The following is a 22,529-nucleotide window of genomic DNA, read 5'->3' on the forward strand; positions in this document are numbered from 1 at the left end:
GACCCTCAGAACAATTCCTGCTGTCCCTCGGGCCGCGCGGCCGGGCGTGGTTTGGAGGCGGGGCGGGTTTGGGGCACTGTGGTGGCGGTGCTAACGTCCAGCGTGCCGTCGGCGAATTCGAGCCGCAACGTCGGACGCGCCTGTGCATCCTCGCGCGTCCGCACGACATGGCCGTCTGGCGCAGTAACCAGCACGTACCCGCGTTGGAGGGGGGCTTTCGGATCAAGCGAGCGGCGCAGGCGATCAAGCGCTTCGATCTTGCCGCGCGCGTGGTCGATGCGCTGCAGCAGCATTTCGGGGCGCAGCCGCCGGGCGGCAAGGCGCTCCGCTTCGCGTTCGACCCGCGCCATCAACAAGGCAGGGCGCAAGGCTCCTGCATGGCGGGCGAGGACCGATCCGGCGATCTCGGTGCGGTGGACGAGGGCGCGGCGCAAGCGCTCCCCAAGATCATCGACGCGCTGGGCCTGGCCCTGAAGGAGCGCCTGCGGTTGGGGCAGGCGCTGGCTGCGGGCTTCGAGGCGTTCCTTGGCCTGGGCGAGCTGGCGGGCGAGGGCGCGTCGCTGGCGGGCGTTGAGATCGGCTACAAAGGCGGCAAGTTCCGCCTGCACCGGCACCGCAAGTTCAGCGGCGGCAGTGGGCGTCGGAGCGCGCAGGTCGGCGGCGAAATCACACAGGGTGGTGTCGGTCTCGTGACCAACTGCGCTGATGATCGGGATGGTGCAATCCGCCACGGCGCGGACGACCTCTTCCTCGTTGAACGACCACAGGTCTTCGATCGATCCGCCACCGCGCGCCACGATGACGAGGTCCGGGCGCGGGATCGGTCCGTCGGGCATCATATCGCTGAACCCGCGCACGGCGTTGGCGACCTGCGTTGCCGCACCCTGACCCTGGACCAGCACCGGCCACACGATGACGCGGCTGGGAAAGCGATCTGACAGGCGGTGGAGGATGTCGCGGATCACGGCGCCAGTGGGCGAGGTGACGACGCCAATGGTGCGCGGCAGGAACGGCAAGGGCTTCTTGCGGGCGGGATCGAACAATCCTTCGCCTTCCAGCCGGGCTTTCAGCCTGGCGAGGAGCGCGAGCAGCGCGCCTTCGCCGGCGATCTCCATCCGCTCGATCACGATCTGGTAGTTCGAGCGGCCCGGGTAAGTCGTCAGCTTGCCGGTGGCGATGACCTCGACGCCGTCCTCGGGCCGGAAGTTCAGGCGCTGCACGCCGCCGCGCCACATCACGCCATCCAGCCGCGCGTTCTCGTCCTTGAGGCAGAGGTAGAGGTGGCCCGAGGCCGCGCGCTTCACGCCTGAAAGCTCGCCACGCACCCGGACGAAGCCGAAGCGATCCTCGACGGTGCGCTTGAGCAGGGCGGAAATCTCGGAGATCGAGAGGGCCGGGGCGTTGTCGCCTGCCGATTCCCTCGCTAGGAGCCCGCCCGAGCCGTTGTTATCGTCGTCATAAGGCGCGGAAGGGAAAGCCATGAATATCCTGCTGCTGGGATCGGGTGGGCGCGAACATGCCCTCAGCTGGAAACTGGCCCAATCGCCGCTTCTGGACAAGCTCTATGCGGCACCCGGGAATCCGGGCATTGCGGAAAACGCCGAGCTGGTTGCGCTGGATCTGACCGATCACGCCAGTGTGGTGACCTTCTGCGAAACAAACCGCATCGGCCTCATCGTGGTGGGGCCGGAAGCGCCGCTGGTCGACGGCCTGACGGATTCACTGCGTGAAGCAGGCTTTTCCGTGTTCGGGCCGAGCCGTGCGGCAGCGCAGCTCGAAGGGTCGAAAGGTTTTACCAAGGATCTGTGCGCACGGGCCAACATCCCGACCGCCGGCTATGTTCGCGCCAAGTCGCTAGAGGAGGCCCGCACCGCGCTCAAGGACTTCGGTGCGCCGGTGGTGATCAAGGCCGATGGCCTTGCTGCGGGCAAGGGCGTCGTCGTGGCGATGACGATGGCAGAGGCCGAGGCCGCGGTTGACGACATGTTTGACGGCGCCTTCGGCTCTGCCGGTGCGGAGGTGGTCGTCGAGGAGTTCCTCACCGGAGAAGAGGCGAGCTTTTTCGCCCTGACCGATGGCGCAACTATCGTGCCGTTCGGATCGGCACAGGACCACAAGCGCGTCGGCGATGGCGATACCGGCCCCAATACGGGCGGCATGGGCGCCTACAGCCCGGCGCGCGTGCTGACGCCCGAACTCGAGGCGCAGGCGCTCTCGCAGATCATCGCGCCGACGGTGAAGGCCATGGCCGATGAGGGCATGCCCTATTCCGGCGTTCTTTATGCGGGGCTGATGCTGACCGAGCAGGGGCCGAAGCTGATCGAATACAATGCTCGCTTCGGCGATCCCGAATGCCAGGTGCTGATGCTGCGGCTGGAAAGCGACCTGGTAGAGCTGCTGCTGGCCTGTGCCGACAACAAGTTGTCGAGCATCCAGCCGCCGCGCTTTTCCAGCGACGTGGCAATGACCGTGGTCATGGCGGCCGAGGGCTATCCGGGTACGCCGAAGAAGGGGGGGCGCATTGACCATATCCCCGCCGCCGAGGCAGGTGGGGCAAAGGTATTCCACGCGGGCACTGCCCTTTCGGCAGACGGCGTGCTTTCGGCAAATGGCGGGCGCGTGCTCAACGTGACTGCCAGGGGGGGCAGCGTGAAGGCTGCGCGGGATGCGGCCTATGCTGCAGTGGACGCGATCGTCTTTCCGGAAGGGTTCTGCCGTCGCGATATCGGCTGGCGCGAGATCGAGCGGGAAGAAGCGGACGCCTGACGGCACCGCTTTTCGCCCGACAGGTCTTGACCGCATCGGCAAAGCGGGCACAAAGTCATGTGACAGCGCAGGACAAGACGCGCTGAACCGGGAGCCGATGCATGAATCGCCGCACTTTCATCACCACCGCCGGAACCGCAACGATGGCGGGGCTGGCTCTGGCCAATGCTCCCTTGCGGGCGCTCGACAGCAAGCGCCGGTTCGGCATCCAGTTGTGGTCCGTCGCCAGAATGCTGAGCGAGGACTTCTCCGGAACCATCGCCATGCTGGCAAAGCTGGGTTACCGCGAGATTGAGACCTACGGGCCTTATACCTTCAGCGACCAGCGCCAGATCGATGGCTGGAAGAACACGGCCAAGATGCTGGGCTTCTCAGGCAGCGGCTTCTTTGGGCTGAGCGCCGCGCAGATCAAGGCCGTGTTCGATTCGCATGGAATGACAGTGCCCTCGATGCACACCGACCTGTTCACATTGCAGACCCGGATGGGCGAACTGGCCGAGGCCGCGCGCGCCTTGGGGGCGACCTATGTCACCTTGCCTGCGATTCCGGCCGAGGAGCGCAAGACGCTCGACGATTACAAGCGCATGGCCGACGTCTTCAACGCTATCGGGCAGAGCGCCACGCGACATGGGGTTCGCTTTGCCTATCACAACCATGGCTACGGCTTCGCACCGATGGACGGCAAGGTGCCGATCGACACGCTGCTGGACGCGACCGATCCTGCGCACGTGTTCCTCGAGATGGACACCTACTGGACTACGGCGGGCGGCGCCGATCCGAAGGAGTATCTGGCGCGGTACAAGGGCCGCTACCGGATGATGCACCTCAAGGACATGAAGGGCCAGCAGCGTTTCGCCGGAGACGGTGGCGCTCCGGCTGACTGGATCGCGCTGTTCCCTTACCTGACCTGGCTTGGTGACGGCTCGCTCGACATGGCCGGCATCATCGAGGCGGCCAAAGCATCGGGGGTAGAGCATTTCTTCGTGGAGCAGGACCGGGCTGACGACCTCAAGGTCGCCATTGCCGGCAGCGCCGCCTACATGAAGAAGATCGGCTTCGAGTAAGCCGCCAAGGCAGGGCGTCAGATGACGCCCTGCTCTGCCATCTGCGCCAGTTCGGCTTCGCCAAGCCCAAGCAGTTCGCCGTACACTTCGGCATTGTGCTGCCCGACCTTTGACGGTGCCGGGCGGCGCACCGATCCGGGTGTGGCGGACAGCTTGGGGAAGCTGGACTGCATCTTGAGCGGACCGAAGCGCTCGGTCTCGACTTCGATGATGGCTTCGCGTGCCTGGAAATGCGGATCGGCAAGCATGTCGGGGGCTCGGTAGACGCGGCCTGCGGGGATCGAATGCTCGATCATCAGCGCGTCGACCTCGTCCACGGTCAGCGTGCGGGTCCACTGGTTGATCAAGTCGTCGAGCTCGTCCTGGTTCTCGCCGCGGGCAAGATGCGTGGCATAGCGCGGATCGTCGCCCAGTTCTGGCCTGCCCATCGCTGTCGCGAGACGCTTCCACAGCGAATCCTTGTTCGCGCCAATCATGAACTCGCCGTCCTTGCACTTGTAGACGTTGGACGGTGCGATGCCCTTGAGGACCGAGCCCGAGCGTTCGCGGATGTAGCCGGTGCGGTCGTACTCCGGGACGAGGCCTTCCATGACCTGCAGGACGGATTCGTAGAGCGCCGCATCGATCACCTGGCCGCGCCCGGTGCGCTCGCGCTCGTGCAGAGCCGCCAGAACGCCCATGCAGCCGTAAGTGGCCGTCAGGGTGTCGCCGATGGAAATGCCCATGCGGCTGGGTGCACGGTCGGGCTCGCCGACGATGTAGCGCCAGCCACCCATTGCCTCACCGATGCCGCCAAATCCTGCGCGGTCGGAATAGGGTCCGGTCTGGCCGTATCCCGACATGCGGGCGATGATCAGGCCGGGCTTTTCGGCAAGGAGCACGTCAGGGCCAAGGCCCCACTTCTCCATTGTGCCCGGCTTGAAGTTCTCGATCACCACGTCGGCATGGGCGATCAGTTTCTTCACCAACGCCTGCCCTTCCGGCACGCGCAAGTTGGCGCTGACCGAACGCTTGTTGCGCGCGATCACTTCCCATTGGACCTTCTCCGAACCCTGGCCCCAGTCACGCATCGGATCACCGGTAACGGGTGGTTCGACCTTGATAACGTCGGCGCCCATGTCGCCCAGCAGCTGGCCGCAGAACGGGCCTGCAAGCAGCTGGCCGAGTTCCAGTACGCGAATGTCTCTGAGGGGGCCGGGATTGGTGGTTGTCATGGTCATTCTGCCGCCTCCAGTAGCGGCCATTCGGGTTGGATCGGTGCGGGCAGTCCGGTTTCCGCTTCGCAGTTTGCGCGCAGTACTTCGATGCCCGGACCGTAATTGAACAACGGCAGTTCGCCCCGCTCCTCGCGCAGGCGCGCGCGCAGGACTTCGGTCTCGGCGAAATTGACCGCACCACGATCATCGGCGACCACGCCATAAGCCCGTGCGCCTTCCACTGTGACCAGCCCCTGCACGATTTCCTTGCCGACAAGGGCGGGATCGCGGGCCAGCGGATCACCCCAGCCGCCGCCGCCCCAGGTGATGAAGTGGAGCATGTCGCCCGCTTCGACTTCGAGATCCTCGACCTTGTTGCCAACGATGGTCTGCGTGCCATCGGGCTTTTCGAGGATCTTGCGCGCGCGAGCGCCCGGTTCGCCGCCGTTGACGCCCCAGGGCGGCACGAACCAGCGGTCGTCGTGAATCGCGATCGTGCCCTTGGACAGGAAGCGGTAGGTCATGCGGATGCCATTGCCGCCGCGATGGAGTCCGGCACCGCCCGAATCCGGCTCGCACTCATAGCGCTCGATCACCATCGGGAAATAGCGTTCGAGGAATTCGTTGGGCACGTTGGTGAAGCCGGGCCAGAGCGAGTGACCGTCGGGTCCATCACCCATCGGGCGGCCGGGGATGCCGCCGAAGCCGATCTGGAAGAGCTGGAACCAGTCGCCGTTCTTGCCGGGGCGCTCATCGTTGCCGGCGTAGAACAAGTGTGGTGACGAGGAGAAGCCGGCGGCGTTGAGGAATTCCGGCGTCTTCTGGCCAAGAAGGCCGCCAAGGATATCGAAGATGCGGCCCAGCGCATGGGTGCGGCCCGAGAGCGCGGCCGGGAACTTCGGCTTGAGCAGCGAGCCTTCGGGAATGCGCACGTCGATCAGATCGTAGAACCCGTCGTTGAACAGGATCTGCGGGTCGAAGACCATGATCATGTAGATGCCGAAGAACATCTTGAACATGTTCTCGTTGAGGAAGAAGTTGATCGAAGCGACCGACTGCGGATCGGTGCCTGCGAAATCGAGGATCACCTTCTCACCTTCGCGCCACATCGTGCATTTGATCTTGTAGGGGCCGAAGCCCATGCCATCGTCGCAGATGTAGTCCTCAAAGCTCACCGGCTCCTCGGCAATCGCCATGCCGACAAGCGCCTTCATGGCACGGTGGTTGCGGGCAAGCAGTTCCTGCGTCGCCGAAACGTAGACGTCGTCGCCGAAGCGCTCTGCCATCTCGATCACACGGCGCGCGGCGACGCGACAGGCAGCGATGAGCGCATTGAGGTCTGCCGCGCACCAGTCAGGCTTGCGGGTCTGGTGCATGACCAGCCGGATCAGATCGGCGTTGTATTCGCCGCGTTTCCAGATCTTCACCGGCGGGATGCGCACGCCTTCCTCGAAGATCGAGCGCGCATTGATCGGCATCGAGCCGACGACCTTGCCACCGATGTCGGACTGGTGACCGAACATTGATGTGTAGGCGATCAGGCGGCCGTCCTTGAACACTGGCAGCAGCACCAGCCAGTCGTTCGAGTGGCTTATCGCCCCGCCTACAGAGTAGGGATCGGACAGGAAGATCATGTCTCCGTCTTCGAGCGTGCCCTCGTAATTTTCGAGGAAGCCGCCAATGAAGGAGCCGAACTGGCCGACGATCATCTTGCCGGTGTGGTCGGCAATCAGCGGGAAGGCATCACCCTGTTCGCGGATGCCCGGAGACATCGCGGTGCGCACGAGCGTTGCGTCCATCTCGATGCGCGCATTGCGCAGGGCGTTCTCGATGATGTCGAGAGTTACCGGGTCGATGGCGACACGTTCGAACGGCTTGTCGTTGGTCTGGACGATGGTTGCAGGCATGGTTCGCGCCTCCTCAGGCCAGATTGATCAGGATATTGCCGACGTGGTCGACGGTGCCGATGCAGCCGCTTTCGATCAGGGTCGTGGAATCCATTTCGCAGACGATGGCCGGGCCGGGGATCACGTCTCCGGCGCGCAATTTGGCGCGATCATAGATCACGGCGGCCTGCTCTCGCCCGTCCATCCACAAGGTGTGGTCACGCATCCTGGCGGCGATGGGGTTGCCGTCGCCCTTCTCGAGTTCGGCGGCTGGCAGGTCGAGAGCGCGACCCATGGCCACGGCGCGCAGGTTCACGATCTCGTGCGGGGTGTCCATGTTGAAGGTGAACAGGCGCTTGTGCTCGGCATCGAAGCGGGCGAGGATTCCGGCGATGCCATCGGTGGTCAGCACATCGGCAGTAATCGTCAGCGGCACTTCGAAGGCTTGCCCGGCATAGCGCACGTCCACTTCGAAAGCCGTGCTGATCTCGTCTTCGGGCACGCCATCGGCAAGCAGTTCGGCGCGGGTCTGGGCGGCCATTTCTTCAAGGATGGCAATGAGGTCTGCCGCTTCGGTCTGGCTGGCGAGACGGCTGAACGAGCGCGCGGTTTCGGTGCGCATCCGCGTCGTCGCATCGCCAAGGGCGCAGAGCACGCCGGGGCTGACCGGCGAGATCGCGGGCCAGCTGCCCATCAGGCGGGCCACGGCATTGACGTGGAGCGGGCCTGCGCCGCCGAAGCCCATCAGCGCAAAGTCGCGCGGGTCATACCCCTGCTGGACCGAAATCATGCGCAGCGCGCCGAACATGTTCTCGTTGACGATGTCGATGATCCCTCGCGCAGCCGCCATCAGGTCGATGCCAAGGGCGTCGGCAATGGTCTGCACCGCCTTCTTCGCGCCTTCGCGGTCAAGATTGAACGTGCCGCCGAGGAGGTTCTCGGGAAGGTAGCCGAGCACGACGTTTGCATCGGTCACCGTGGGCAGGGTGCCACCTTTTCCATAGGCGACCGGCCCCGGCACGGCTCCTGCGCTCTGCGGCCCGACCCGAAGGGCTCTTGTCAGCTCAGGAACATAGGCAATCGAACCGCCGCCTGCGCCCACGGTCTTCACGTCCAGCGCCGAGGCGCGGACCGAGAGATGGCCGACTTCGGTGGTGCGCTGGCGGCGGGCTTCGAGATTTTCTATAAGGGCAACGTCGGTGCTGGTGCCGCCGACGTCGAGGGTCAGGATATTCCTGATCCCGGCATTGCGGCCGACCCAGATCGCGCCCGTCACGCCACCGGCAGGGCCGGACATCAGGATGTTGACCGGATGCTCTTCGGCCTTCTGTGCGCTCATCAGACCGCCGTCCGAGCGCAGCAGCGAGAGCTTGCCGTTCATCCCCGCCTCGGCAAGGCGCGAGCGCAGGTTGGAGACATACTTGCCGACCACCGGGCGCACCGCCGCGTTGGCCACTGTCGTCAGGGTGCGCTCGTACTCCTGCATTTCGGGCAGGACTTCGTGGCTCAGCGAGACCGGCACGCCCGGGATGATCTCTGCCGCCAGTTCACCCACGCGCTTCTCGTGCGCGCCATTGGTGTAGGCGTTGATCAGGCTCACGGTGATCGCTTCGACGCCATTGTCCTTAAGCACGCCCAGTTGCGCGCGGATGTCGGCATCGTCGATCGGGCGGATTTCCGAGCCTTCAGCGCTCATGCGGCCCTTGATCGTGACGGTATCCTCGAGCGCTGCCAGCGGCTGGGGCTTGGGCCAGACGATCCAGCCAGCCAGCCCGCCCGGCACGAAGCTGCGCGCGATCTGCATGATGTGGCGATAGCCCTCCGTCGTGACCAGGCCGACGCGCGAGCCCTTGCCTTCGAGCACGGCATTGGTCGCGACCGTGGTGCCGTGGAGGAAGAATTCGACGTCTCCAGGCGTTATGCCGGCCTTCTCGCAGATTGCGGTTACGCCATTGAGGATGCCCTCCGAGCTGTCGTGCGGGGTCGATGGCGTCTTGTGGCGCCAGAACGCGCTCGACGAGGTGTCAAACAGCAGGAGGTCGGTGAAAGTGCCGCCGACGTCCACGCCAAGGCGATAGCCCATTGCTCGATTACTCCTGAACGATCTTGGGGAAACGCGGGGCCTTGGCCACCATTGAAGGAAGTTCGCGGGCCATTACGCCGGAGAGCCAGCGATTGGCTTCGATCAACTGAGACAGGTCCATGCCGGTCTCCACGCCCGCGCGGTGGAGCATGTAGACGACATCTTCGCTCGACACGTTGCCTGCGGCTCCGGGCGCGAAGGGACAGCCGCCGAGGCCACCCAGCGCCGCGTCGACCACTGTCGCCCCAGCCTCGACCGCAGCCCAGACATTGGCGATGCCGGTGCCTCTGGTGTTGTGGAAATGTACTCGGACCGGCAACGGCGACACTGCTGCGACCACACGGCGGACAAGGCGCGAGACGTGGGCAGGGTCGGCAACGCCGATGGTGTCGGCAAGCGCGACCTCGACAGGTTCTGCCTCGGCCAGCTCCGCCGCCATGGCGACGACGCGATCCTCTGACACCTCGCCCTCGAACGGGCAGCCGAATGATGCGCCGATGGTCGCCTGGCCCTTCAGGCCTGCGCCCTTCGCCATGGCAACGATGGCCTTTGCAGCGGCAACTGACTCGTCGCTGGTCTGGCCTTGGTTGGCGATGGCAAAGCCGTCGGTAGCAACGCAAACCGCACCAAGTTCATGCAGGCGCCCGGTGGCAATGGCGCGCTCGGCACCCCTGGCGTTGAGGACGAGGCCGATGAAGCTGACGTCGCCCGTTAGCGGGAGGCCTGCGCAGACATCTTCGGCGTCGGCCATCTGTGGCACGCGCTTGGGATTTACGAAGCTCGTCACCTCGATGCGGCGCGCGCCCGCGGCAATGCTGCGCCGGATCAGTTCGAGCTTGTCCGCCGTGGACACGATCGCCTTCTCGTTCTGCAGCCCGTCGCGCGGGCCGACTTCGAAGAACGAAATCGCGCGCGCGGTCATGCGGCTTCTCCGCAAGTGGGGTTGGGCATGCAGAAGGTCATCAATCTAGGTCTCTCTTCGTATGCAATATCACTGTGCGGTCATTGCAGGAGGTGCCGAAACCTGCCCGTAGGTGCAGGTTCGCTAGCACCTTGACCGATCAAGTTTGTATACAATAAGCTGCCTTCCCGGAAAGCGAGCGTCAAGAGGGGGGCGAAAGCCCGTGCGCTCGCAGCATCGATAGCGTCGCGACCGAACCAACAGGGAGGTTTGAGAATGCGTGCCACCCGTCTCCTATTGAACACCGCAGTGCTTGGCCTGATCGCCAGCGCAGCCCCGTCCTTCGCCCAGGAAGCGCCACAGGATGCCGCGCAAGCGGCTGACGACGGTGAGAGCATCATTGTCACGGCCCGCCGCCAGAACGAGCGCCTGCAGGACGTACCGGCGTCGGTATCGGTCCTGACGGCCACTGCGCTGCAGAACACCGGGGCGGTCAAGGCAGAGGACTTCACCCAGCTTACGCCCGGCGTGACGATCGTGACAGGCACGGCTGAGGCCGGCGACACGCAGATCAACATTCGCGGGATCAACGGTGCGCGCGATGCTGAAAGTTCGGTCGCGCTGGTGGTCGACGGCATTCTCAAGACCAACACCGCGCAGCTCAACCAGCCGCAGGGCACATTGTCGCAGGTCGAGGTGCTGAAGGGACCGCAGGGCGCGCTCTACGGCCGCAACGCCGCGGCAGGCGCGATCGTGCTGCAGACCCTCAAGCCCACCGACACGCTGACGGGCGGCCTGCGCGCCTCCTATGCGAACGAAGCGACTTACGAAGCCACTGCACACATTGCCGGGCCGCTGGGCGAAAACGTCGGCTTTGTAGCCTCGGGCTATTACTTCACCACCGACGGATGGTGGCGCAACAAGTTCCTGAGCAACTCCAAGACCATTGACGACAAGGAAAACTGGGCGCTCGACGGCCGGGTGATGATCGGCAAGGGCACCGCGACCCAACTTGACGTCAAGGCGCGCTATGCCGAGTTCCATGGCGCATCGCTGCCGTTCAACGCTTCGTTCCACCTGCCCCAATTCGGTGCGGTGAACCCTGCGTTCTACGAGGACGTGAACAAGCACCAGTTCAACTTCTACAACAACATCCGCGCCACCAACGACCAGAAGAGCTTCGATGCTTCGATCAAGCTCGACCAGGAGTTCGGCAACGGCATGAAGCTGGTGGCCTGGGCGCTCTACTCCGACGTCAAGCAGGACCTTGTCGCCGATGGCACTTCGGCCGATTTCGCGCGCTACATCACCAACACCGACCCTCGCGTAGCCAGCACTGTCGCCAAGTGCTTCTCCAGCACGGCGGCGCTCACCGGCTACCCGGTCAACCAGCCCGGCGGGATCGGCGCTATCCCCGTGCCGTTCCTGTTTGCCCCGGCCAACGGTTCGACCTTTGGCCCCTACAGCCCGACGACCTGCGACGGCATCCAGTACCAGCTGCGCAACCAGAAGGATTTCAGCACCGAGATCCGGCTGCTGTCGAACACCGATGGCGCGCTGACCTGGCAACTCGGGGCCTACTACCTGCACATCGATCGCAAGACCGGCGTCAGTCTTGGTGGCGATACCGGGCAGGGCGTGATCAAGCAGCTCTACAACGCGCCGGACACCACGAACCCGACCTCGCTGCTCTTGGCCGACAAGTTCCGCACCAACGTCTACGCGGCGTTCGGTTCAGCCGAGTGGAAGCCTTCGGAGGTGTTCACCGGTGGCATCGCGCTGCGCTATGACATCGAGGATCGCGCCGCCAATTCGCTCGTCCCGAATGTGACGGATCCGTTCACCGGTGGCCCCATCAATCCGGGCCTCGCCTTCGGTGCCTTCACGCCGCAAAACGCCACGTTCAAGCAGCTTCAGCCCAAGGTGACGTTGAGCTTCCACCCCAGCAACCAGCTGAATCTCTATGCCAACTGGGGCATCGGCTTCAAATCGGGGGGCTTCAACAACCAGGGCTCTTCGGCCGTGGTCAACACCCGCTTCAACAACGGCGTCACGCCGGGCACGATCAACGCGGGCGTCACCATCAACGACCAGTACCGCAAGGAACGCTCCAGCGCGTTCGAGGCGGGCGTGAAGGGCGAGCTGTTCGACGGCCGCATCACCTACGATCTTGCCGGCTACTACACCCGCGTTACCGATATGCAGTTCTTCGAATTCTTCGTCGGCGACTTCGGCCTGCTGCGCGTCGTCTCGAACATCGATCGCGTCGACATCAAGGGCGCCGAGATCAACCTGACCGGCAAGGTGGTCAATGGCTGGAAGGTGTTCGGATCGTTCAACGTCACCGACAGCGAGATCAAGAAGAACCGCTCGCGCCCCTACACCGTCGGCAACAAGTCGCCCTATACAGCCGACTGGACGCTCAACCTCGGTTCCGAAATCACCGCGCCGCTGACCGACAACGCCAAGCTGCTGTTCCGCGCCGACTATCGCGTGACCGGCCCGACGTGGTTCCATTCGGTGCAGGATCAGGAGCGCCCGACCATCTTCTCAGGGCTGCTGCCGATCTCGCAGCTGAACTTCCTGCCCCCTTCGTTCGGCAACGCACGCTACGACGTTGCCAAGCGCGATGCTTTCGGCGTGCTCAACCTGCGCGCCGGGATCACCACGCCGAACTACCGGATCGCGGTGTTCGCGGACAATCTGCTCGACCGCAAGTACATCGCCGAGGCGATCCCGGCGATCGAGTTCGGGGGTTCCTTCATCTCGCCGGGCGCGCGCCGCCTGATAGGGGTTGAAGTGGGCGCATCGTTCTGATGAGGGCTTCAGGATAAATCCGGCGGGGAGCGGGTTCTGCCTGCTCCCCCTGAAGATACAGGCCCGGCGATACAGGCCCGGGAAAACAGGAGCGTACGTGTCCAAAGCCTCGCAGGAAGCCTATCGCAAGATCCGCGCAGGGATCCTGTCAGGGCACTTCCCTGCCGGACAGTTCGTGCCCGAGGACGAATTCGCGCAGTACTGCGGATTGTCCCGCACCCCGGTGCGCGAGGCTATCGCGGAACTGGTGGCCGAGATGCTGTTGCAGCGCTCGGGCACCAACCGCGTGTTCGTGCCGGTCTGGTCGGACGAGGACGAGGAAGAGCTGTTCACCTTGCGCGCAATGCTCGAAAGCCATTGCGCCACCCGCGCCGCGCGGCTCATTACCGACGAACAGATCGCCGAGCTCAAGGTCCATTGTGACTTCATCGACGACGCGATCTCGGCCCCCGACGGTCCGGACGTCTCCGGATTTGTCGAGGGCAACCGCCATTTCCACGCCGTCATCCTCGCGGCTGCGCAATCGGACCGGCTGGCCCAGCTGATGAAGTCCGTCGTCAGCCAGATCGTCGTGCACCGCACGGCGGAACAGTACAGCCGGGCGGACATGGAGCAGAGCCAGCGCGACCATCGTGACCTCGTCAGCGCATTCGAGATGCGTGACGAAAACTGGGCGGGCGCAGTGGCAAACACCCATATCCGGCGCGCGGCCAACGCCTACCGCACTATGCGGCAGGGCAGCGAAGCAGCTCAGGCCGAGGCTTGAAGCACCCGCAATTCGGCCTCGGGCAGGACTTCGGTCTTTGCCTGCGCCATCAGTTCCTGCTTGCGCGCCAGCATCGCATCACGCAGCGCGACCATGTCGAGGCCGGCTTCGCGTGCCTGCGAGAACATGCCTTCCGAGCGTGCTTCTTCCTCGTGGACGTGGTGCTTGATCTCTTCGCTGAGCACCTTGACCTTGGCCTCGAAGAACTCGTCCTCCGGCGAAGTCACCATGATGTCGTTGATCAGCAGCTTTGCAGCATCATGCTCGACATAGGCCTCGGTATAGGTCTCTTCCTCGATCTTGCCCTTGAGGGCGGGGTAGAAGATCTCTTCCTCGATGATCGTGTGGATCTTCAGCTCGTTGCAGATCTGCAGAGCCAGCGCCTGCTTGCGGTCCGAGCGGGCGCTTTCGAACTTCTCGAACAGCGCCTCGACATTGCGGTGGTCGGCCTTGAGCAGGGCAATGGCATCGGTGAACTTCGCTTGAGCCATGGGTCTAAGTCCTTGAAAATGAGTCGGTTGATCGCTCAATCCTTCAAGGGCAGCGAATGTTCCGGAACCAACCTGTGTGCCTCGCGCTTGGCTTTTCATGACTGGACTTCGCACGCTGCCGCAACCGCACGAACGCTGGCCCGAGGTGCTGTGGCTGATCCGTCACGGCCAGAGCGCAGGCAACGTCGCGCGCGATGCCGCGGACGCTGCGGGCGACCTGCGCATTGCGCTCGACCATCGCGATGTCGATGTGCCGCTTTCCGCGCTCGGCTGCGAACAAGCCCGCGCCCTCGGGCACTGGTTCGCCAGTGGGGAAGAAGGTGCGCGGCCGGAGGTCATCCTGGCCAGTCCCTATGTCCGCGCCGTGCAAACGGCGGAGATCTTTCGCGAGGCAGGGGGCTGTGATCCAGACTTGCGCATCTGCATCGACGAACGCCTGCGGGAAAAGGAGTTCGGCATCCTCGACGGGCTGACGACGCTTGGCATCCACCATTACCAGCCAGATCAGGCCGAGTTCCGCCGCGTGCTGGGCAAGTTCTACCACCGCCCTCCCGGGGGCGAGAGCTGGGTCGACGTGATCTTCCGCCTGCGCGCGCTGCTCGACACGGTCTCGCTGCACTACGCCGGCAAGCGCGTGATGATCGTCGCGCATCAGGTTGTCGTGCTGTGCATGCGCTACATCGTCGAGCATCTCTCCGAAGCGGAGATCCTTGCCATCGACAAGGCCGGCGACATCGCCAACTGCGCGATCACGCAATACCGGCTTGACCGTTCCGGCAAGGGCGACGGCGAACTCGTGCTCGAGCATTACAATATGGTCGCGCCGATGGTCCGCGAAGGTACTGAACCGACCCGCGAGCCCGACCGCATGGTGGCGGCCCGTGGCTGAAGCGCGAACTCTCGACGGCGCGTGGTTGCGCCAGCATCCGTTGCCGCAGCCGCACGAGGAAAGCGACAAGAACGCGCGCGGTCGCGTGCTCGTTGTCGGCGGTTGCACCATGGTCCCGGGCGGCGTGCGCCTCACCGCCGAGGCCGCTCTGCGCGCTGGTGCGGGCAAGGTGCGCATCGCGACAGTCGAATCGACCGCGATAATGATCGGCATAGTGATGCCGGAAGTGGCCGTCCTGCCGCTGGCACCCGATCCCAAGGGCGAGATCGACGCCACCCGCACGAGTTTGGAACGAGAAGTGGACAAGAGCGATTGCCTGGTTCTAGGCCCTGCGATGAGCTGCGCGGAACAGGCCTCGGCGTTGGTCGGCAGGCTGATGCAGGCCGTGGATGAAACGCCACTGGTGCTCGACGCCGCAGCGCTCATGGCGATCTGCGATCATGCAGGGCGCTTGCGCGAGCGACGCTTACCGGCTGTCCTGACCCCCCACATCGGCGAGATTGCCGCGCTGCTCGGCGATGATGCCGACGCGATCGAGCAGGACCGCGCCGCCGCCGTGCGCCGTTGTGCCGAACGCTTCGGGTCCGTCGTCGTCCTGAAAGGTGCAGTCAGTCTGGTTGCGGCTCCTACAGGCGAGCTGTTCAGCTATAGCGGCGGCAACGTCGGATTGGCCACTGGCGGATCGGGCGACGTCATGGCGGGAATTGCCGCAGCCCTGCTGGCACGCGGAGCAGCGCCGCTTCAGGCAGCCTTGTGGTCCGTCTGGCTGCATGGCGAGGCCGGGCGCCGTTGTGCTGAAGCGATCGGCCCGCTGGGCTATCTTGCCAGTGAGCTTCTCGGTTTCATTCCGCGGGTGATGGAACGGGCTGCCTGAGCCGGTAGTCCTCGACCGGAACGCCGCCGATCACATGCTCCTGGATGATCCGCTCCAGCACGGGCGGTGTGCAGGAATGGTACCAGACATTGTCGGGATAGACGACTGCGACCGGCCCGACCATGCACACTCGCAGACAACCGACCTTGTTGCGCAGCACCCCTTGCGCCCCGCCGAGCTTCAGCTCGCCAAGGCGCTTCTTGAGGTAATTCCACGCCTCGTCTCCTACGTCGCGCGGGGCGCACTTGTCCTTTTCCGGCCCGGCGCAGAGCAGGATGTGGCGCTGCGGATTGAACCCGCCGAGCTTTTCGAGGGCTATTTCAGCCAGAGCAATTTCAGCGGAATCGGGCGTCATTCGGCCTTGCCGTCCTTTTTCAACCAGCGGTTGAGCCAGTTGAACGAGGTCTGGTGCCACTGCAACGAGTTCTTGGGCTTGAGCACCCAGTGGTTCTCGTCCGGGAAGACCAGCAGTTCGGAAGGGACGCCGCGACGCTGCAGCGCCGTAAATGCGGCCAGGCCTTGCGTATAGGGAATGCGGAAGTCCTTCTCGCCCGTGATCACCAGCATCGGCGTCTTCCACTTGGCGACGTGGTTGACCGGGTTCCACTTCTCGAACTCTTGCGGAGCCTCGTAATAGGGGTGCCCGCCGTGCTCCCACTCGTCGAACCACAGCTCTTCGGTCTCGTAGGCCATGGCGCGGGCATCGAACACACCGTCATGCTGCACGAGGCACTTGAAGCGGTCCGGCCATACGCCGGCGATCCAGTTCATCATATAGCCGCCATAGGAAGCACCTGCCGCGCAGGCATTGTTGCCGTCGATCTGCCCATCGAGCGCGATAGCAGCGGCAAAGCCCTTCTGCAGGTCTTCCAGTGGCTTGCCGCCCCACTGGCGGTTGATGGCGTCGGTAAAGGCCTGGCCATATCCGGTGGAACCGTGGAAATCGACCGAGACGATGGCGTAACCCTGGCTCGCCCAGACGCGCGGATTCCAGCGGTTGGACCAGCTATCGTTGTACGACCCCTGCGGCCCGCCGTGGACGAACAGGACCGACGGCATCCTGCCCTTGATCCAGCTCGGCTTGGTGATCTGGCCCCAGACCGTATCGCCATCCGCGCCCTTGAAGCTGAACCGCTGCGTGACGACCGGCGCGCGCTGGGCCAGCGCCGAAGTGGCAACGTCGGTCAGCCGCATTCCGGCCTTGCCCGGCTTGCCGATAAACAGTTCGGCCGGAGCATCGATCGAATCGCGGGTATAGACCAGGCGGCCGTCCTTGAGGGGCACAACATTGCCGATGTGCCCTTCGCGGCCAGGGTTGAGGACGAGGCGGGTGACCTTGCCGTTTAGCGGATCGATGCGGAACGCGGGCGTATCAAGGACATCCTCTGCCGTCGCGATGAGGGCCTTGCTGTCCGGCGTCCACGTCAGCGAGGCGACCGAGCGATCCCAGCCGCCGGTCAGTTCGCGTTTCTCGCCGGTCTGCAGGTTGATGAGGTGGACGACCAGACGGTCCGCCTCGTAACCGGGGCGCGCCATTGCGGCATAGGCCAGCCACTTGCCATCGGGCGAGGGGGCGGGGGTGTTGTCGGTGGCCTTGTTGGCTTCCGTGAGGTTCTTGGGGGCCGTGCCGTCCAGGCTGGATTGCCAGATGTCGAGATTGGTCGAAGTCGGCTCGTTGCGGTCTGCCTGCCGCGCGACGAAGAACAGCGATTGCGAATCCGCGGCCCAGGCGACGTCTTCGCCGCCGCCGAAGGGCTTGCCCGGGCTGTCGCCGGTGAGCGTCCCGACGGGGCCATCGGCAGCCTTGCCATCGCCGACGACCTTGCCATCGGCGCCGAGATCGAAGGCAAAGACCCGGCTGTAGTTGCCGGGCGTTTCCCACGCGTCCCAGTGGCGCACGAAGCCCGCACCGTCCTTGTAATGACGGCCTGTGCCAGGTCCTGGGAGGGCGGTGTTGCCGTCGCTATTGCAGCCGAAGGTCGGGCAATCGCGTGCGATATCGCCCCACACGGCGATGCGTTTGCCATCGGGAGACAATTCGAACCCGGATACCTCTGCCTTGAAGGCAGTGACCTGGGTCGTCACGCCCGAGGCGACGTCCACTTTCCAGACCTGCGTCGTCTCGGCTTCACCGACCTTGCGGTCTGAAAGGTAGTAGAGGGCGCCATCGGCGGCGAAGGCAGGATCGCTGGCGCTGCCGCCGGTGTCGACGCGGCGCGGCTGGCCCCTGCCGTCGGCACTGCGCACCCACAATGTCGGCGTGCGTTTGTAACTGCCCGGATCGGTGGTGGTGACGATATAGGCCACGGTCTTGCCGTCGGGCGAAACCGCCGTGCCGCCAAGGCGGCTGAGCGTCACCAGATCCTGCGGGGAGAACGGCGCCCCCTGCTGGGCGGAAGCGGGTGCGGCATTGACGACAGCAAGCGGAGCGACCGCCAGCAACAGCGAGTTGGTTTTCATGGAAACCGGATTAGCGCCGTAAGCCTACGGCGCAAACCGCAAAATCAGCCGCGCCTGATTACCCGCGCTTACCCGCGATGCGCGCGATTTCAGCCGCGACCATCTTTTCGACCATGGCGGGCAGGTTCCTGTCGAGCCATTCGGCCAGCATCGGCTTGAGCAGTTCGCGCACCAGCCCTTCGAGCGAGGTCTCGCCCGAGCGCACGATCTGTGGCGCAACACCCGGCTGCGCCAGCATCGAAAGCGCCGCCAGCGATTCGCGCATCGAGGCGGCTGCCGCGTCGGCGATCAGGCCGCCTGCAGGCTCGGCCTCGTCCTCCTCGGCAGGGTCGGTCAGTTCGAGCACGTCCGGGCGCGGGGCGGGCTTGGGCTGCAGGCGCGCCTGCGCCTCGGCCTTGTTGTCGCGCGCGATCACTTTCTTGATCGATTCGAGGATTTCCTCGACGGACGGTTCACCGGCCTGACGCATCGCAACTTTTACCCCCAAATGCCCCTGCTGCACCGATTCTCTCAAGGAAGCGGCGTTTGCGGAATTGTCGCATCCTGCGCGGGCGTGTCAACGGTGCGCGTCGACACCGCCGCAGGCTTGGGATCGCGGTCCCAGTCCCAGAAGCGCCCCTTCACGCGGTCATAGTTGATCTGCGGATCATACAGCGCGCCGCCATCGAGGCCGAGGTCATTGGCATCGGCCTTGCCCATTGCCGACAGCAGGTTGAACCCGGCGACATAGGCATTGCGCCGCGCGGCCACGAGTTGCACCTGCGCGCGCAGCAGTTCCTGCTCGGCATCGAGGATGTTGAGGATAGTGCGATTGCCGACGGTGTTCTCGGCACGGACGCCCTCGAGGCTCAGCGCCGCCGCATCGACTGCGGTCTGGTTCATCGCGATGATCTCGTTGGCGGCAAGCCAGGAAGCGTAGGCCGAGCGAACGGTGGCGATGACCTCGCGCTCGACGCCGATTTCCTGCTCGAGCGTGGCAGTTTCACGCGCCTGCGCCTGACGGGTCTGCGCGGCAGGTCCGCCGCCCTGATAGAGCGGAATCGAGACGCTGACACCGGCCTGGGCGGTGGTGTTCGCCTGCTGCAAGGTCTGGCTCGAACCCTGGAAAGTCCCCTTGAAGGCCTGACGGCTGCCGTTCGTGGAGAGCGATACCGTGGGCAGCTTTGCCGCGTCGGCAACCTTCACGTCAAAGGCAGCGGCCTTGCTCCGCTCGCGCGCGGCCATGAGATCGGGATTGTTTTCGAGTGCGAAGTCGACGGCATCATCCGGATTGGCAGGAAGGCCGGGCAGCGGCGGCGGAGGCTGCAGATCGGTTGGCGCCTTGCCGACAACCTGAATATACCGCTCACGGCTGGCGATCAGGTTGGCCTGTGCGGTGCGCAGATCGCCACGGGCGAGAGCGAGGCGCGAGTTGGACTGGGCAACGTCCGTGCGGGTCACGTCGCCGATCTCGAAGCGGTCGCTGGTGGCCTTGAGGTTCACTTCCAGAACCTCGACGTTGCTCTTGTTGAGCCCGACGATCGCGGAATCGCGGATCACGTCCATGTAGGCCGCCACGACTTGCGAGAACACGCCCGACTCGGTGGCGCGGAGGTCTTCCTGCCCGGCTTCGACGCGCGTCTTGGCGGCACGGATCGAATTCTTGACCGATCCGCCGGAATAGACTGGCACCCCGAGGCTCAGGTCGACGCTGTTCGACCAGTCCGTGATCAGGAACGAATTGGGGTTGGCGCGCAGCACTTTCGTGTAGCTGGCCTGCCCCTGCAAGCTTGGCAAGCCGCGGGCGCGGGCCAGTGGCACGCCTTCGTCGGTCGCCCGCTGCGTCGCGCGTGCGGCCTGAAGCGTGGGATTGGTGTTGTAGGCGCTGGTCAGCGCCTCGCGCAGGTCATCGGCCAGAGCGGGAGTGACAGCGAGGCTTGCGGCGCTGGCCGCCAGAATGAGGCGTAGCGCCTTGCCGGTGGCCATGGGGCTCAGAAGCTCCACGTCTTCGGTGCGGCAAACTCTGCCAGAACGGCGAAATCGGCCTCGGCAAGCGGGGTGGCGACCACCTTGCCCAAGGCCTTGCGAGCCATGGCGAGGCGGGTGACGCCACGATCCGCGATGCCGGTGACGATCCGGCCATCCTCGGCCAGCAGGCCAGCGAGCGAGTCCGGCAGCACTTCGGCGGCGCCATCGATCAGGATCAGCGAATACGGTCCGCCCTGAGCCGACGCCAGCGACGCGGCGCGGGTCACGCTGTCGGCAAGCTGCGCGGCCAGGGCCGCGAGGTAGCCGTTCGGAGAGATCACGAGGACGTTATCCTCGCGCCCGGTCTGCGCCGCTTCGAGCATCTGGCCGTAAGTCAGCGCCGGGGAGAGCGAGCGACCACCCCCGAGTGGAACCGCCCGGTCGATGTAGGCAACCGCGCGTCGTTCCGCAGGGACGAAGTCCTCGCGCGGCACGGCGTTGAAAGCATTGAGGATTGCCGGCGAATTGACGCCGCTCACGCGAAGCTGGCTATCGATCATCGCACGACGGGCAACCAGCATTTCATCCGCTGCCGGGCGATCTTCAACCACGGTCATTCGAAACCCTCATATTCGCTAGGGGCTTCCACCCGCACCCGGGGAAGCCTGAATGTTGCCAAGTGCCTGTAGATTATCGATCTGCTGTTTCCAAGGGATTTGCTTGTCGCAAATTGCCGCGTAATGCGCCCCACGAAACCAAGGCCTCTGGAGGGAGTCGGCAACATGGCAGAAATGGTCACGATCCGGGAAGCGGACCTTATCGAGAGCGTCGCAGACGCTCTGCAGTACATCAGCTACTTCCACCCGATGGACTACATCCGCGCGCTGGGCGAGGCCTACAAGGCCGAACAGGGCCCGGCGGCCAAGGACGCGATTGCGCAGATCCTCACCAATAGCCGCATGTGCGCCGAGGGCCACCGGCCGATCTGCCAGGATACCGGCATCGTCAACGTCTTCATCGAATGGGGGCAGGACTGCCGCCTCGAATCCGACATGAGCCTGCAGGACGTGGTCGATGAAGGCGTACGCCGCGCCTACAACAACCCCGACAACAAGCTGCGCGCCTCGGTGCTGGCCGACCCTGCCTTCACCCGCCGCAACACCCGCGACAACACGCCCTGCGTACTCCACGTCGAGATGGTCAAGGGCAACAAGGTCACGGTCGACGTCGCGGCAAAGGGCGGCGGCTCGGAAAACAAGTCGAAGTTCAAGATGATGAACCCTAGCGAGAACATCGTCGACTGGGTGATCGAGATGCTGCCGCAGATGGGCGCCGGCTGGTGCCCGCCCGGCATGCTCGGCATCGGCATCGGCGGCACAGCAGAACATTGCGTGCTGCTCGCCAAGAAGGCGCTGATGGAGCCGATCGACATGGCCCAGCTCAAGGAGCGCGGCCCGCAGACCGATATCGAGCGCATGCGCATCGAGATCTTCGACAAGGTCAACGCGCTCGGCATCGGCGCGCAGGGGCTGGGCGGTCTTTCGACGATCCTCGACGTCAAGATCATGGACGCGCCGTGCCATGCTGCGGGCAAGCCGGTGGCGATGATTCCCAACTGCGCCGCCACCCGCCACGCCCACTTCACGCTCGACGGTTCGGGTCCGAGCTATCTTGAACGTCCGAAGCTCGACGAATGGCCCCAGGTCCACTGGGCGCCGGATTCGGCGGCCAAGCGCGTCAATCTCGATACCCTGACCCAGGCCGAAGTCGAAGGCTGGAAGGCGGGCGATCGCCTGCTGCTGAACGGCAAGATGCTGACCGGTCGCGATGCCGCGCACAAGCGCATCAAGGACATGCTGGCCAAGGGTGAGGAACTGCCGGTCGATTTCAAGGGCCGCGTGATCTACTACGTCGGCCCGGTCGATCCGGTGCGCGATGAAGTCGTCGGCCCGGCTGGCCCGACCACTGCCACGCGGATGGACAGCTTCTCGGACACCATGCTCGATCTTGGCCTGCTGGCAAGCGTGGGCAAGGCCGAGCGCGGCCCCGCTGCCACCAAGTCGATCGCGAATCACAAGAGTGCCTATCTGATGGCTGTGGGCGGCGCGGCCTATCTTGTCGCGCGCGCGATCAAGGAAGCCAGGGTGGTCGGGTTCGAGGACCTCGGCATGGAAGCGATCTACGAATTCACCGTCGAGGACATGCCGGTCACCGTTGCGGTCGACAGTTCGGGTGAAAACGTTCACCAGGCCGCACCGCTGGTGTGGAAGAAGAAGATCGCGGACGAAGGCCTGTTGCCTGTTTGAGGGTAGGAAAGGCCATCCGGGCTTTCCTTGACGGCACCGGCCCGCTCCCCCGCCCGGCCACCCGTTCACGGTACTCTCGTGGG

The 22,529-nt window shown here is 64.7% G+C and carries 18 protein-coding genes; 7 read left to right on the forward strand and 11 right to left on the reverse strand.

The genetic code is table 11. The annotated features are described in order from the left end of the window. Window positions 1–5 precede the first annotated feature (5 nt). Window positions 6–1,481 carry an exodeoxyribonuclease VII large subunit gene (gene xseA / locus AC1Q5P_RS09045; RefSeq protein WP_492518748.1) on the reverse strand — a complete coding sequence of 492 codons (1,476 nt, stop codon included), beginning with the start codon at window positions 1,479–1,481 and terminating at the stop codon, window positions 6–8. Between xseA and purD the strand changes: the two genes are divergently transcribed. Next, entirely contained in the window at window positions 1,480–2,766 is a 1,287-nt protein-coding gene (gene purD, locus AC1Q5P_RS09050) for a phosphoribosylamine--glycine ligase (protein WP_492518749.1), read from the forward strand. The two genes, xseA and purD, sit on opposite strands and share 2 nt — an antisense overlap. 101 nt (window positions 2,767–2,867) lie before the next feature. Beyond that, window positions 2,868–3,830: a sugar phosphate isomerase/epimerase family protein gene (locus AC1Q5P_RS09055; protein WP_039333106.1), complete on the forward strand. Its 963-nt coding sequence runs from the start codon at window positions 2,868–2,870 to the stop codon at window positions 3,828–3,830. Window positions 3,831–3,847: 17 nt separating this feature from the next. On the opposite strand, the gene AC1Q5P_RS09060 is transcribed toward AC1Q5P_RS09055, so the two are convergent. From AC1Q5P_RS09060 to AC1Q5P_RS09075, 4 genes are read right to left on the reverse strand one after another with little or no spacing between them, the layout of a single operon-like run. Continuing rightward, window positions 3,848–5,044, reverse strand: coding sequence for a CaiB/BaiF CoA transferase family protein (locus AC1Q5P_RS09060; RefSeq protein WP_370584368.1), 1,197 nt, complete (start codon window positions 5,042–5,044; stop codon window positions 3,848–3,850). A 2-nt stretch (window positions 5,045–5,046) separates the two neighbouring features. Further along, window positions 5,047–6,933, reverse strand: a complete 1,887-nt coding sequence (locus AC1Q5P_RS09065; protein ID WP_492518750.1) for a hydantoinase B/oxoprolinase family protein — start codon at window positions 6,931–6,933, stop codon at window positions 5,047–5,049. Window positions 6,934–6,946: 13 nt separating this feature from the next. After that, window positions 6,947–8,995, reverse strand: a complete 2,049-nt coding sequence (locus AC1Q5P_RS09070) for a hydantoinase/oxoprolinase family protein (protein WP_492518751.1) — start codon at window positions 8,993–8,995, stop codon at window positions 6,947–6,949. Window positions 8,996–9,002: 7 nt separating this feature from the next. Further along, window positions 9,003–9,917, reverse strand: coding sequence for a hydroxymethylglutaryl-CoA lyase (locus AC1Q5P_RS09075; RefSeq protein ID WP_492518752.1), 915 nt, complete (start codon window positions 9,915–9,917; stop codon window positions 9,003–9,005). 255 nt (window positions 9,918–10,172) lie between these two features. Between AC1Q5P_RS09075 and AC1Q5P_RS09080 the strand changes: the two genes are divergently transcribed. Both AC1Q5P_RS09080 and AC1Q5P_RS09085 read left to right on the forward strand, forming a co-directional pair. Next, the gene (locus AC1Q5P_RS09080) at window positions 10,173–12,713 is read left to right on the forward strand and encodes a TonB-dependent receptor (RefSeq protein WP_492518753.1); all 2,541 of its coding nucleotides are present in this window, start codon (window positions 10,173–10,175) and stop codon (window positions 12,711–12,713) included. A gap of 97 nt (window positions 12,714–12,810) precedes the next feature. After that, window positions 12,811–13,479, forward strand: a complete 669-nt coding sequence (locus tag AC1Q5P_RS09085; protein ID WP_492518754.1) for a GntR family transcriptional regulator — start codon at window positions 12,811–12,813, stop codon at window positions 13,477–13,479. Here AC1Q5P_RS09085 and AC1Q5P_RS09090 read toward each other — a convergent pair. Further along, the gene (locus tag AC1Q5P_RS09090) at window positions 13,464–13,970 is read right to left on the reverse strand and encodes a hemerythrin domain-containing protein (RefSeq protein ID WP_039333096.1); all 507 of its coding nucleotides are present in this window, start codon (window positions 13,968–13,970) and stop codon (window positions 13,464–13,466) included. The genes AC1Q5P_RS09085 and AC1Q5P_RS09090 overlap by 16 nt on opposite strands. A 97-nt stretch (window positions 13,971–14,067) precedes the next feature. Between AC1Q5P_RS09090 and AC1Q5P_RS09095 the strand changes: the two genes are divergently transcribed. Next, window positions 14,068–14,859, forward strand: a complete 792-nt coding sequence (locus AC1Q5P_RS09095) for a histidine phosphatase family protein (RefSeq protein ID WP_492518755.1) — start codon at window positions 14,068–14,070, stop codon at window positions 14,857–14,859. Next, the gene (locus AC1Q5P_RS09100; RefSeq protein WP_062342361.1) at window positions 14,852–15,733 is read left to right on the forward strand and encodes an NAD(P)H-hydrate dehydratase; all 882 of its coding nucleotides are present in this window, start codon (window positions 14,852–14,854) and stop codon (window positions 15,731–15,733) included. The genes AC1Q5P_RS09095 and AC1Q5P_RS09100 overlap by 8 nt, the downstream gene beginning before the upstream one ends. Here the strand turns inward: AC1Q5P_RS09100 and AC1Q5P_RS09105 are convergent. Genes AC1Q5P_RS09105 through AC1Q5P_RS09125 form a run of 5 tightly spaced genes read right to left on the reverse strand, consistent with a single transcriptional unit; the run spans window position 15,702 to window position 20,757 of the window. After that, a complete protein-coding gene (locus tag AC1Q5P_RS09105; RefSeq protein WP_039333092.1) occupies window positions 15,702–16,088 on the reverse strand; it encodes a (2Fe-2S) ferredoxin domain-containing protein in 387 nt (128 codons plus the stop codon). The genes AC1Q5P_RS09100 and AC1Q5P_RS09105 overlap by 32 nt on opposite strands. After that, window positions 16,085–18,193, reverse strand: a complete 2,109-nt coding sequence (locus AC1Q5P_RS09110; protein WP_492518756.1) for a S9 family peptidase — start codon at window positions 18,191–18,193, stop codon at window positions 16,085–16,087. Before AC1Q5P_RS09110 ends, AC1Q5P_RS09105 begins: the two co-directional genes overlap by 4 nt. Before the next feature lie 58 nt (window positions 18,194–18,251). Beyond that, the gene (locus tag AC1Q5P_RS09115; protein ID WP_039333087.1) at window positions 18,252–18,662 is read right to left on the reverse strand and encodes a DUF2497 domain-containing protein; all 411 of its coding nucleotides are present in this window, start codon (window positions 18,660–18,662) and stop codon (window positions 18,252–18,254) included. Between the two features lie 41 nt (window positions 18,663–18,703). Next, window positions 18,704–20,158 carry a TolC family outer membrane protein gene (locus AC1Q5P_RS09120; RefSeq protein WP_062342365.1) on the reverse strand — a complete coding sequence of 485 codons (1,455 nt, stop codon included), beginning with the start codon at window positions 20,156–20,158 and terminating at the stop codon, window positions 18,704–18,706. A 5-nt stretch (window positions 20,159–20,163) separates the two neighbouring features. After that, a complete protein-coding gene (locus AC1Q5P_RS09125) occupies window positions 20,164–20,757 on the reverse strand; it encodes a protein-L-isoaspartate O-methyltransferase family protein (protein WP_492518757.1) in 594 nt (197 codons plus the stop codon). A 165-nt stretch (window positions 20,758–20,922) separates the two neighbouring features. On the opposite strand from AC1Q5P_RS09125, the gene AC1Q5P_RS09130 reads away from it, so the two are divergent. After that, complete coding sequence (locus AC1Q5P_RS09130; protein WP_369820979.1) at window positions 20,923–22,446, forward strand: fumarate hydratase; 1,524 nt, start codon at window positions 20,923–20,925, stop codon at window positions 22,444–22,446. The last annotated feature ends 83 nt before the right edge of the window (window positions 22,447–22,529 follow it).

Source organism: Novosphingobium sp. GW835-FHT14H07 (genome assembly GCF_058793515.1).